This is a genomic window from Bacteroides sp. AM54-2NS, from assembly GCF_003602935.1.
Taxonomy (GTDB): domain Bacteria; phylum Bacteroidota; class Bacteroidia; order Bacteroidales; family Bacteroidaceae; genus Bacteroides; species Bacteroides xylanisolvens.
Genome location: NZ_QTMZ01000004.1, coordinates 1 through 13,357 on the forward strand (window position 1 = coordinate 1; position 13,357 = coordinate 13,357).

The 13,357-nt window shown below is 42.7% G+C and carries 6 protein-coding genes and 2 pseudogenes; 1 reads left to right on the plus strand and 7 read right to left on the minus strand.

The features are described from left to right. Positions 1 to 405 precede the first annotated feature (405 nt). The gene (locus DXA05_RS03465) at positions 406 to 1,749 is read left to right on the plus strand and encodes a VapE domain-containing protein (protein WP_128858796.1); all 1,344 of its coding nucleotides are present in this window, start codon (positions 406 to 408) and stop codon (positions 1,747 to 1,749) included. 241 nt (positions 1,750 to 1,990) lie between these two features. Here DXA05_RS03465 and DXA05_RS03470 read toward each other — a convergent pair whose 3' ends face one another. The 7 genes and pseudogenes from DXA05_RS03470 to DXA05_RS03500 all read right to left on the minus strand — a co-directional run bounded on the left by DXA05_RS03470 (position 1,991) and on the right by DXA05_RS03500 (position 13,353). Next, a complete protein-coding gene (locus DXA05_RS03470) occupies positions 1,991 to 3,079 on the minus strand; it encodes an acyltransferase (protein ID WP_117611264.1) in 1,089 nt (362 codons plus the stop codon). A gap of 26 nt (positions 3,080 to 3,105) precedes the next feature. After that, on the minus strand, positions 3,106 to 5,160 hold the full coding sequence (locus DXA05_RS03475) for a beta-L-arabinofuranosidase domain-containing protein (protein WP_117611265.1): 2,055 nt from the start codon (positions 5,158 to 5,160) through the stop codon (positions 3,106 to 3,108). 37 nt (positions 5,161 to 5,197) lie between these two features. After that, positions 5,198 to 6,619: a retropepsin-like aspartic protease gene (locus tag DXA05_RS03480; protein ID WP_087318161.1), complete on the minus strand. Its 1,422-nt coding sequence runs from the start codon at positions 6,617 to 6,619 to the stop codon at positions 5,198 to 5,200. 95 nt (positions 6,620 to 6,714) lie between these two features. Next, a complete protein-coding gene (locus DXA05_RS03485) occupies positions 6,715 to 7,890 on the minus strand; it encodes a retropepsin-like aspartic protease (RefSeq protein ID WP_284515390.1) in 1,176 nt (391 codons plus the stop codon). Positions 7,891 to 8,323: 433 nt separating this feature from the next. After that, positions 8,324 to 9,452 (minus strand): annotated as a pseudogene (locus DXA05_RS03490) (aldose epimerase family protein). A 143-nt stretch (positions 9,453 to 9,595) separates the two neighbouring features. After that, positions 9,596 to 10,957: pseudogene (locus tag DXA05_RS03495) on the minus strand (glycoside hydrolase family 125 protein); the annotation flags it as partial. A gap of 104 nt (positions 10,958 to 11,061) precedes the next feature. Next, positions 11,062 to 13,353: a GH92 family glycosyl hydrolase gene (locus DXA05_RS03500; protein WP_128858798.1), complete on the minus strand. Its 2,292-nt coding sequence runs from the start codon at positions 13,351 to 13,353 to the stop codon at positions 11,062 to 11,064. Positions 13,354 to 13,357 lie beyond the last annotated feature (4 nt).

Sequence of the window (13,357 nt, forward strand, 5' to 3'; positions counted from 1 at the left end):
AGAAGACTTCTGTCAATAGGAAAAGGAAGAAGGCTGGATGGAGTGATGAGTATCTAGCTAATTTGATAAACAACTTTATTAAAGCGTTTTAACTCGTGCGTTTTCCCTGAAAAACTTTAAGTTTATTATTAAACCACTACTGTGGTTCATTCAAATCACAGTCGTTATCCAATTAGATCACTCTTGTCATTTGATTGGACCACGAAAGTGAATCAAAAATAACTCTTCGTCAAAGATACGATAAAAAATAGAGAAAAGGACGATAAGAAGCCGCCTTCTTCAGTCAAGTAGAAATTAATATTTTTTCCGGAGAAATACTTGCAAACCGGTATCATCCGATAGTACATTCGCAGTATCAGCGCTGAACAATAAACCGATTTTAATCACTAAAAAATAGAAAAAATAATGAATGCAATAACATTGATATGGAGACAGGTATTGAAGGAACTAAAATTGTTTCAAATGAAAGAGAACAAAGAAGATGCAGTTGAGAAAACAGACAAAGAGCCACAGAAAACGCTAAAATGTCATGAAGATAAATATACCGTTCTCCTGCCGGACACTGCACCGCCTACTGGAAGGGAGAAAGAGGCAGAGCGAAAACAACCGGTTCGGTTAACCCAAGAGGTACGTACATTCCTGCAAAAACAGTATGATTTTCGTTACAACCTATTGACGGAAGAAACGGAATATCGCCCTGCCAACAAACGTGCCGTTCCTTTCGAACCTGTAAATAAGCGGGAACTGAACACTTTCTGCATGGAAGCACACGACCAGGGCATATCCTGCTGGGATAAAGACTTGAGCCGTTACATTTATTCCACTTGTATTCCTGAATACCATCCTTTCCGGCTTTACATGGAAGAACTGCCCGGCTGGGATGGGACAGACAGACTGGAGGCTTTGGCGCAGCGTGTCTCTGACAATCAGCTCTGGATAAAAAGCTTCCATACCTGGATGCTGGGACTCACCGCCCAATGGTTAGGCATGACGGGAATACATGCCAACAGCGTAGCCCCCATACTTGTCAGCAGCGAGCAGGGACGACAAAAATCCACATTTTGCAAGGCACTGATGCCGCCGGCACTGTCACGTTATTACATGGACAACCTGAAACTGTCTGCACAAGGAAAACCGGAAAGGTTACTTGCCGAAATGGGACTCCTGAACATGGATGAATTTGACAAGTACGGAACGCAGCAAATGCCATTATTGAAAAATCTAATGCAAATGGCAAACCTAAATATCTGCAAAGCTTATCAAAAGAATTTCCGCAACTTGCCGCGCATCGCTTCTTTCATCGGTACAAGCAACCGCTTTGACTTGCTCACCGATCCCACCGGTAGCCGGCGATTCATCTGCATTGAAGCAGAACATCTGATCGATTGCGAAGGGATCATGCACGATCAGATCTATGCCCAACTGAAAGCTGAACTGCTCTCCGGCATCCGCTATTGGTTCACAAAAGAAGAGGAACGGGAACTGCAACGCCACAATGCTGCTTTTTATCATCCGTGTCCGGCAGAGGAAATCTTTCATGCCTGCTTCCGGATAGCTAAAGATGATGAAGAGGGAAGCGAACGGCTCTCGGCTTCGGATATATTCAGGAGACTGAAGATGTATAACCCCGCTGCCATGCGAGGAAGTAATCCGGCTACATTCGCGCAAGTTTTACTTGCGGCAGGGGTCACCCGCAAACATACCAAATATGGGAATGTGTATCTGGTGAAACCGATGAAAGCGGCATAAAGCTTCAAATAGAGGAAGGGTTCACCCGTAAGGATCTGGGGAGTAATGGTTTATAATAGGAGTGAAAGAGGTGAAAGAAGTAAAAAGAAAAAGAGGACATTAAGAGGGAAATAAGCTATAAACAGTAAGATTTTGAATAGAAAATCAGGAAAAACTTGATTATCTATTCAATATCTTACTGTTTATAGCCTAGGATCATCTGCCTGAAGTCAGTAGTATATGCTACTTTGTTTCCGGATATTTATCCTACTATCCATTTACTGCCCGGTATAAACGAAATGATCTTAGTTGTTACAAAACAACAGATAAACGTAACCACTGCGATACATGGTATAGCGGCAACAGTGGGAAGCGCCAATGTATCTTTGAACACAGTCACCCACAGTCCGAGCCAGAATATGTGCATAAGATACATGCCATAGCTAAGTTTCGATGTTTCCGTCACCAACTTGGGAGCTTGCGGACGTTTGATACATGTAAACATAAGGAATGTACCCGTTGTGAGAAGCACACAGTTAATGGTACAGAAAGCCCATCCTATTTCTATTACAGGTGTGGAATGGAGTTCGCCGGGTATAGCCTGCACATAGAATGAATAAATAGTCCATACAGCACCGATCACCATTAAAATGGTTCCTATAATGAAACGTTTGGAACGGTTCCAGGTAAGGTGTACACGAATGTAATGCGCTAGAACAAGATAGCCCAGATAACCGGAGAAGTACCACAACATGTGGTATTCATTCCAGAAACATTGTCCCCACACTTCACCGCACCAACGATTGAGATAAGGCATACAGGTTGACAACACGAACAGCCCTATAAAGAAACGTTCTTCTTTAGCCGTGGCTTTTCTCAACCATGGGGATATAATTGGGATAAACAAATAAAGGCTTATCAGAGGATACATAAACCACAAGTGTCCGGCTAGCGTCGGGAAATTCAGGAATATCCGCGACAAGTCCTTCATAGATGTTTCTCCGTCTATCTGTCCCCACAACATAGGTAGAGTGCTGTACAGTAGCATGAATATGAAAAACGGTGGAAGGATGCGAAGACAGCGCTGGCGATAGAATTGCCACATAGACTGCTCTTCCTTCATCGGTGCAAGCAGGAAGGCAGAGACTATCATGAACAGGGGTACTGCCATACGTGAAAAACCGTCGTACACTGATACCCATAGCCGGTCTACTTCATTTGCCAAAAAAGACTGCGGACCTGCCATATCAGTGGCTCCGGGAGCACAGTAGAAATTCTCACTGGCATGAACAAGGATGACGAGAAAGCATGCAAACACACGGATGTAATCTAAAAAAACAATACGTTTCATTTATTCTAAGTTTTCTAGTTATTAATTTATTCTTTTGTGTTCGGGAACGCAGAGATTCTCAACCGTGCCGCCCCCATAGGGATCAATGTTATTTCTTCTTTATCACCTTTCACCGCATCTTCTTCCGGCAATACGCCACACAGTCCTGTTTCGTCTATCTTCCATTCAGGAACCGGACGACCGATAGCTTTTACTTCTAAAGGTACACTGGCTACTGTGAAAGGATAGTTGTCAGCCGGCCAGGATTTACGGATGACCTTGAAATTTTTCAAAGGTTCTTTCTTATCCAATACCAATGAATAATTCCAGGGGCTATCCGGATAGATTTCAGTAGTAGGCCATTTCTGGGGATCAGCACCTTTCTGCCATTTTGAATCACCGATAGCAGTCTCGCGACTGTCTTTCTCTACATATTTCTCTGCAATCTTGAGAGACAAAGTCAAAGGTCCGTAATCTACGCTTACGCTGTTTTTATTGACCTGCCAGGTACGCATAGACAAAGACATCGGAAGAGTCAATTCCACACGGTCACCATTCGCCCACTCGCGATTGATGCAAAGATATTTTCCCGCTACAGGAGCTGCACTTACCTTCTTGCCATTCACCCGCACTTCCGCTTTTTGAGTCCATGAAGGAATACGAAGATAAAATGGAAAAGCAACCTTTTCATCGGTAGAAACAGTGAAGGCAATGCCTTCTTCAAAAGGATAATTTGTCTCTTCGTGAAGAGTGATTTCCTTGCCGTCACCCACTTTCACTGTAGCTTTGCAAGCTGCATAAATAGCTGTTGCCACTCCGTTGTCGGGAGTTGCCAGTACCAGATGTTCGGTGAAGTAAGGCCAGCCCTGTGCATGATTGTGTTGGCAGCAACGACTGCTGAAAGGATTCATCGAAAGGAACGGGCCACGATTGTCAATGCCCGGATGATGATTCTTCGAATCACTGATGGCATGGTTCGGACAAGTGATATAACGCAATGCCTTGAAGTCCGGCATCACGGCAGCCGGATAAGAGTTGAACGCTACTTCTTCGCAGTGTTCCGCCCACATGGGATCTCCTGTCATACAAAGCATGATTTCATCGGAAGCCATTTGTTCTACCAAGCCGCAGGTTTCCACTCCCTGTCGGGGATCGATATATCCCAGACGAGCATTTTCATCTGCACCGAACATACCTCCGGGAACCTGTCCAAAAGTACGCCGTATCAGATGATGGACATTATAAGAGGCTTTCAGCATCGCTGAATCTCCGGTCTGCATATAATAAGTGGCAGGTTCACGGAAACATTGGGCGATATTTACATTGTGCCAGTTAGGTAAGGAGGTGGATTTCGTCCAGTCGGCTGTGTTACGGTGAATCTTCTCGGCCAGTTCGAGCAGGAAAGCATCCCCAGTATGGTTGTAAAGCCAGTAGATACTGATGATGTTATCACCGCCACGGCTTTTCTCCCAATAATCTTCCAGAAGTTGGTCATCGGGAACAGTCATCTGCCACTTGAAGTAATTCGTCATCAGGTCAATGACACGCTGATCTTGAGAATACTCATAATAAGATTGCAGACACCAGAGCATAATCATCTGTGCCCAAAGTTCGCGTTTGCCGTTACGTTCATTGACCGGACCGAAATAGCCATCCGGCTGGCGACTGGCAAATACACCTTCAATCCAATATTTGGTTTCTTCAATCATCTTCGGGTCATTCAGGATATATGCTAGATTGCCATACCCTTTGAGCCAGTAAGGGACTTCCTCCCAGCCGTGATCGCCACCAGTTGTCAACCAGGCATTATTATCCTTTTCCAGCCAAGCGCTGATTTCTCCCAAGTGTCCGGTCAGACCGTCACGCTGCAACTCCAGATACTTCTTCACCCATCCTTCAGGCTGAATACTACCTACCGGCAACTTTATAAAATTCAACGGTCGAAGCGGAGCGCGATACCCGATATAATTGGTATTGACGGACTGTATGTCCGGTCGGTCCACTACCGTCACCGTACCACTAGAAGAAGCAGACGCACAAGCTGTAACCGCCACTCCAAGCACTATCGATGCAAAAAGTCCTTTCGTTTTATTTTTCTTCATTTCGTCTATTCTATTCTCATTTAGATTATTTCAACTCTCATTGCACTGCTTCAAGACGCATATTGTCAAGGTCCAGCAGCACTTTCTTTCCTATTCTCCGATAAAAGCCATTGCCTATAACTCCATCAAAGAATATACCGGGAACTATTTGGCCAAGAGGATATGTTTTTACAGCTTCCGGACCAGGAGGCTGCATTAATTTATCATCAAATATTATTGCAGGATCTTTTAACGTTTTATATGTGATCGCCCGTGCCTGATGCAGCATAGCTACCCCGAATGTATTCTTTTTACTGGTAGAACCAATCAGCAGTTCTTTCTGATGTTTCTCGTAAAATGCAGAATCTACTGTAATATATTCATCAGAACCCGTATCCAGATGAGCCGTAAAATCAGTTCCATTAAGTTTTATACGCATATACAAATCGTATTTGTATGCATAAACATTGGGGGCTTTAGAAAGGTGAGCATTGGGCACAGAGACGGGGAAACACATTCTGTTATGTTCGTAATCAGTCTGTATCTTCCCTATCAATTTCATTACCGGCAGTCCAAGAAACACACAATCCGTAAACAATGTACGCACCGAATCTACAACAGTATGAGCCTTCTTCCTCTTCTTTCTTCTCTTAATTGATAAACCGGATACAAATGGAACACTCGCGGTGTCCGAGTAAATGAAGGCTGGAATATTGTAAAAAGTTATATTTCCAACTTCAATAGAATCAATGATACTCCGGACAGAAATCAAGTTCTCATTGATCGTTACTTTATTCTCGTCAATGCTGTCATATCTAAAGCCCATCCCATCCGCCAACTTTCTACTTAGGATACAGTAGGGGCCCACCCCTGTATCAAAGATAGTGTTCTGTGATATTCCATTATATTTTGCCTGGAAAACAGACTTATCACCTTCTTCTATATCAACAAAAGAAGACGTTTCGTTCCGTTTCATTTTTATAGGAGGCAGATTCACTGCATTTTCAGCATAGGATAAGAAATTCTCTGTAGCAGTTCGCCATTCCTCATATTCTTTTCCGCCTATATTTGTCTTTGTAAGACTTTCATTCCAAATTCGTTTCATCTGCAGATAAGTATCCAATGCCTTATCCGTATCCCCTAGTTCTATGTACGCATCAAACAAATTAGAATAAAAAACAAGTGTTTTCTCCCCAAAAGTTGCATAATGGTGAGGTATAAACTGCTCTAAATAGTAAGCGACACTGTCTGTCTTGTTTAAAAATTGCGCCATTCGAAATTTATAGTATAACTCTAAATCAGGAGGGACTGTCGTTGTCTCTGATAGATTCTCGTACAATTCCTTTGATTCAAAATATCTTCCATTATACATTAGCTTGTCCAACTCTTGTAATCGTTCAACAGCGACCTGTCCATGTAATGTAAGTGGAGTAAGCATAAAAATAAGACAGATGATATAATATGACCTACGATATCTCATACTACTATTGATTTACATTTTCTTTCTTTTATAGGCTATCTCATTATCCAGTGAGCTTTATTTGGCATCAACTTATACATAAAAACACCCAACTCTCATTGCACTGCTTCAAGACGCATATTATCAAGGTCCAGCAGCACTTTCTTTCCTATGCTTCGATAAAAACGATATCCTACAAATCCATCAAAGAGTGGTGCTATAGATTTAACAGAATATACCCTTACCTCATCATCTATAGTCGGAGGCTGCATTAATTTGTTATCAAATATAATTACAGGATTTTTTAATGATTTATATGAGGACATCCGCGCCTGATGTACCATAGCTACTCCAAACCTATTCTTTTTCATTACAAAACCAATTGGCATCTCTTTCTGATGTTTTTCATAAAATGCAGAATCAACTTCAATATATTCACCAGATCCAGTATCCAGATTAGCCGTAAAATCAATGTCATTAAGTTTTATACGCATATAAAGCCCTTTTTCGTATGCATAAATATTTGCTTCCTTGGAAAGAGTGACATCTGAAACAGGGAAACACATTCTATTATGATCATAATCAGTCTGTATTTTCCCTATCAACTTCATGATCGGTAGCCCAAGACATACACGCTCCGCCACCCATGTACGCACCGAATCTAAAGCCTTCTTCATCCGCCTCTTCTTCCTTAATGAACTGGATACATACGGAATACTTTCAGATTCCTTATAGATAAGGGTAGGAATATTATAAAAGGTGATATTTCCGACTTCAATAGAATCGATAATACTTCGGACACAAACCAAAGTCTCATTCACCACTACTTTATTCCTTTCAATGCTGTCATATCGAATCCCCATCCCCTCGGCTAACTTTTTACTCAAAAAACAGTAAGGTTGCATCCCTGTATCAAAGATAGTAGTCTGTGATATCCCATTATACTTTGCTTGAAAAACAGGTTTGTCATGTCCTTTTATATCCACAAAAGAAGATGTATTGCTCCGTTTCATTGTTATAGGAGGCGAATTCACGGCACTTTCAGCATAGGATAAAAAATTTTTAATATCAGTTTGCCACCCCTCATACGCTTTACCATTTATATTTGAAAGACTTTCATCCCAAAGCTGTTTCATTTGTTGATAAGTACATAGTGCCTTATCTTTATACCCAAGTTCAATGTATGCATCAAACAACATAGAATAAAGAATTAACACTTGATTTCCACAATCCTCATAATAATAAGGTATATACTTCTCCAAATAGTAAACAGCACTATCCGTCTTGTTCAAAAACTGTGCCATCCTAAATTTATAGAACAAATCTAAATCAGAAGGGATAGTTGTCGTATCAGACAGATTCTTATACAGCTCTTTTGATTCAAAATATCTCCCATTAAACATTAGCTTGTCCAGCTCCTGTAACCGTTCTGCATCTACCTGTCCGCATAATGTAAGCGGAGTAAGCATAAATATAAGACAGATGATATAATATGTTTTCCAGTATCTCATAAATTATTGATTTCCATTTCCATCTTTTGAAAAAGAGCTGCCCGATAACAGACTTATCAATCCCCCTACTCCCGTAAACCATAGAAATATATTGTAGAGAACAGTCCCAATAAGAGACGGAAGGCCGTAATAAAGCCTCACAAATAGCTGCCTATGAATATATTCCGAAATAAATAATTGGCAACCGAGAGCAGGGAGCTGATTCATAAATCCATTATTTGTCTACAGAGAATTTGAAGATACATTGGCTTGTATACTTTTCGCCCGGCGAAGTACAGCCGACGGCCATTCCGGTTTGTTCGGAGTATCCGGATATTTCTGTGTTTCGAGACATACGGAAGCACGTTGGTTGTAAGTAATGCCTTTCTTTCCTGTCAGCGAACCATCGAGGAAATTACCTGCATATACCTGAATACCCGGTTCATTAGTATAAACGTCGAGTACGATACCAGTCTTCGGTGATTTCAAAGAAGCGCATTTACGGGTTACGTCGCCTTTCGTGTTCAATACCCAGTTGTGATCGTAACCATTGCCGTTTTTCAGCTGTACGAAATCATAGTCGTTGATACGTTCGCCTACCGGAGTCGGGGTGCGGAAATCCATCGGGGTTCCTTCTACCGGAACGATCTCGCCAGTTGTCATGAAGGTGCTGTCCACCGGAGTATAATAGTCCGCATCCACCATCAACAAATGACCGGAGTTGTTGCCGGCATCACCTTCAAGGTTAAAATAAGAGTGGTTAGTCATATTTACAATCGTCGGTTTGTCTGTTTCCGCTTCGTATTGAATATCGATGGCATTATCGTCCGTCAGTTTCATCACCACTTTACAAGTGATGTTTCCCGGAAAACCTTCTTCACCGTCTTCTGCACGGTAAGTCAACTGCAATTCCTGCGGATTCAACAATGCTGCATCAAACACCCGGTATTGGAATCCTTGCGGTCCGCCGTGCAGACAATGACCGTAGTTATTGCGGGGAAGCTGATATTCCACACCATCCAAGGTGAACTGTCCCTGATTGATACGATTGGCATAACGTCCGATAGTCGCACCGAAATCCGAAGGCTTGCTGATATAGTCCTGAATAGAATCGAAGCCAAGCACTACGTCCTGCATTACTCCGTCTTTGTCGGGAACCATCACTGAAACAATACGTCCACCGAAGTTCGTGATACAACTTCCATGTTGTTCTTGTTACGCAGAGTGAACAAATCAGTCTTCTTTCCATCTACTTCTGTCTGGAATTTACTCTGCAATAAACCGGAATCTGTAGCCTTTTCAGCTTTCGGAGTACAAGCTGCCATTAAAAGGGCGGCAACTGCCCATACACATAACTTTTTCATGATACAATTGTTTTTTAAATATTAGTTTTCAGCTATTCATATTTAGATGCAGACGACGCGGATAACGCGTTTTTTCTAATTTTGCATCAGAAAAAGAGCCGCATCACCCGCGTTATCCGCGTTCAAATTACTATGTCAGCATATTACTGTATACTATTCAATAAATCTACCTTTCCTTCATTAACCAACTTCAAAATCAACTCACCGAAAAGAGTATTCTGCCAGGCAAACCATGCGCGGGTAAATTTCTTCGGATTATCCTTATGGAAAGATTCGTGCATAAAGCCGGTGTCAGCATCCGTGTCCATCAACATCTTAATGCAAGTCTTGATTTCGGCATCATTCTGACTTGTGAAGGCTTTCATCATAATACTCATCGGCCATACCATATCGTAACCGATATGCGGTCCGCCGATTCCTTCGCCTGCCTTGCCTTTAAAGAAATAAGGATTGTCCTCACTCCACACAAAACGGCGGGTATTCTGATAAATCGGATCGTTTACATTCACATCACCCAAATAAGGCATCGCAAGCAAACTCGGCACATTGGCATCATCCATCAGATGATGATTTCCAAAACCATCTACCTCGAATGCATAGATTTTACCATATTTAGGATGGTTATACACCGCATATTTCTTTAAAGCTGTTTCCACCTCCTGCGCCAAGTCCTTACATTCTTTAGACAAAGCTGTCTTCTTATTTACCGTCTCCAGAATCTCGGCAGCCTTGCGCAACGAAGATACAGCGAAGAAATTGGAAGGTATCAGGAACTGAAGCGTAGTAGCATCGTCCGAAGGACGGAAACTGGAAACAATCAAACCGACAGGTTTCACCGGTGCTCCCAGACCGTCATTACTCACAGTATCCAGTGCACGTTCCGTCTTACGTTGGAATTTATAAGGACCTACTCCGTCTTTGCGTTGTTGCTCTTTGAATGTTTTCAGTACATTAGTGATTGCTTGAATCCATTCTTCGTTGAATATGCTCGCATCTCCGGTAGTCTTCCAGTAATGATAGGCCAAGCGCAAAGGATAACACAAGGAGTCAATTTCCCATTTACGTTCGTGCAATTCCGGTTTCATGTCTGTAAGGTCACTCATCCAATGACCGTCAGGAATAGCGCCGTCATTAAAAGCATTCGCGTACGGATCGATATTGATACATTTGAACTGGCGGAGAATAACACCTGCCAGCATTTCTTTCAGTTCAGGGTCTGCATTAGCTAATTGCACATAAGGCCATACCTGTGCACCGGAGTCGCGTAGCCACATAGCATGAATATCACCCGTATATACGAACGTATCCGGTTTGCCATCGCTTCCTTTACGGAAATGTACGGTTGTATCCAGTGTATTCGGGAAACAGTTGGTAAACATCCATGCCAACTTCGCATTCTTCAAAAGTTTCTGTACACGGAGAATCTCCTTCTCTACCGCATTGGAACGGAACAAACGATTGGATATTTCCGGGCGGTTATCTTTCTGAATAGCATCCGCCAGACATACATGCATTTCCGTCATACGGTTGGAGGCTTGCAGCTCCCCGCCACAGAGAAGCATACCTGCCAGCATACCTGCGCTGATATATTTGATCTGTTTCTTCATGATTACTTCTTCTTTTTAAATTCGTTAGAGAAAGAATAAGGGAAATCGGATTCTTTGGTACCACGTTGCTGATTGGGTTTCGCGTCCATTTTGTAAGAAATGCTAGCGCCATTCAACAAATCCTGATGAGTCAGATAGTTTTTGGTATATTCTTTACCGTTCAATTTCATCGACGAAATGTAACGTTTATCGTCTCCGTTATTCGGAGCAGAGATAGTCACCGTCTTTCCGTTTTCCAGATGCAGCTTCATCTCCTTGAAGTAGGGAGTACCCAAAACATATTCATCCGTACCCGGACATACCGGATAGAATCCCATTGCCGAGAATACATACCAGGCAGAAGTCTGGCCGTTGTCCTCATCACCGCAATAACCGTCGGGAGCAGGGGTATAAAGTTTGTCCATCACTTCACGAATCCAATGTTGCGCTTTCCAAGGTTGGCCGGAATAGTTGTACATATAGAGCATGTGCTGAATCGGCTGGTTGCCATGTGCATAGTTGCCCATGTTCATAATCTGCATTTCACGGATTTCATGAATAACGGCTCGATAATAACTTTCATCGAAAATCGGAGGCAGGATAAATACAGAATCCATCATTTGGTTGAATCCGTCTTTACCACCCATCAAATCGATCAGACCTTGAGGATCGTGGAATACCGACCAGGTATAATGCCAGCTATTACCTTCCGTAAAGGCATCCCCCCACTTCAACGGATTGAACGGAGACTGGAACGTACCGTCTTCATTCTTACCACGCATCAGTTTGTGTTCGGGATCGTAGAGATTCTTATAATTCATTGCACGCTTTGCAAAGATTTCAATCTCTTTTTTCGGTTTCTTCAAGGCTTTACCCAATTGATAGATACACCAGTCATCGTATGCATATTCCAGTGTACGGGCTGCATTCTCGTTAATACCTACATTATAAGGTACATATCCCAACTTATTATAATACTCATGTCCTAATCGTCCGGTAGAACGAACATTCGGATGTACTGCATTCGCTCCGTGTTTCACGGCTTCCCACAATGTCTCGATATCGTATCCTTTCAATCCTTTCAGGTAGGCATCGGCAACGACGGAAGCGGAGTTGTTTCCAACCATGCAACCTCTGTGTCCCGGACTTGCCCATTCCGGCAGGAATCCGCTTTCTTTATAAGTGTTCACCAATCCTTCCTGCATCTTTGTATTCATGGATGGATACATCAGGTTAAGGAATGGGAAAAGACAACGGAACGTATCCCAGAAACCGGTATCGGTAAACATATATCCCGGAAGTACTTCACCATTATAAGGGCTGTAGTGCATCACATCTCCTTTAGCATCTATCTCGTAGAAACTTCTGGGAAATAATACTGAACGATACAGACAAGAGTAGAAGGTACGCAAATGATCGATATCATCATCTTTCACTTCAATACGTCCTAAAACATCGTTCCATACCTTGCGGCCTTTCGCAGCAATCTGTTCAATGTTGTCCGTACCCAGCTCTTTCAGGTTCAGTTCCGCCTGTTCAGGGCTGATAAAAGAGGAAGCCACACGCACATTTACCTGTTCGCCCTTGCGGGTTTTGAAACCGATCAGTGCACCGGCATGATTGTCTGTCGCTTCCAGTTTGTTGGTGTCAATCACACCACTGGCTACGGCAGCCGTATAAGTAAACGGTTTGTCGAATACTAGTACAAAGTAGTTTTTAAAGTTGACAGGAACACCACCGCTGTTTTTAGTGGTATAACCGATAATCTTGTTCTCCGAAGGGATTACTTTCACAAACGAACCTTTATCAAAGGCGTCTACCACTACATAAGAGTGGTCGTTTTCGGGGAAAGTGAAACGGAAAGCAGCCGCTCTCTCTGTCGGAGCAATTTCGGTCACTACATCATGATCGGCAAGATATACTTTATAATAATAAGGAGTAGCCGTTTCAGCTTTATGAGAGAACCAACTGGCACGCTCATCCTGATTAAATACTGCCTTACCGGTTACCGGCATGATGGCAAATTGACCGTAATCATTGATCCAGGGACTTGGCTGATGGGTTTGTTTGAATCCTCTGATCTTGTCAGCGTCATACGTATAGGCCCATCCATCGCCCATTTTACCAGTCTGCGGAACCCAAAAGTTCATTCCCCAGGGCAGCGCAATGGCAGGGTAAGTATTTCCGGTAGATAATGCGTGCTTTGACTGCGTACCAACCAGCGGACTAACATAGTCCACCGGTCCGGTAATTGTTTTTGCAGTCATAGCCCATGCACTAAGTAACGTAAAAGCGAATAGAGCTAGTTTCTTCATGGTA

Excerpts from the sequence above, each read along its gene's own strand:
- DXA05_RS03465 (WP_128858796.1), top strand. The coding sequence starts at position 406 with ATGAATGCAATAACATTGATATGGAGACAGGTATTGAAGGAACTAAAA.
- DXA05_RS03470 (WP_117611264.1), bottom strand. The coding sequence starts at position 3,079 with ATGAAACGTATTGTTTTTTTAGATTACATCCGTGTGTTTGCATGCTTT.
- DXA05_RS03475 (WP_117611265.1), bottom strand. The coding sequence starts at position 5,160 with ATGAAGAAAAATAAAACGAAAGGACTTTTTGCATCGATAGTGCTTGGA.
- DXA05_RS03480 (WP_087318161.1), bottom strand. The coding sequence starts at position 6,619 with ATGAGATATCGTAGGTCATATTATATCATCTGTCTTATTTTTATGCTT.
- DXA05_RS03500 (WP_128858798.1), bottom strand. The coding sequence starts at position 13,353 with ATGAAGAAACTAGCTCTATTCGCTTTTACGTTACTTAGTGCATGGGCT.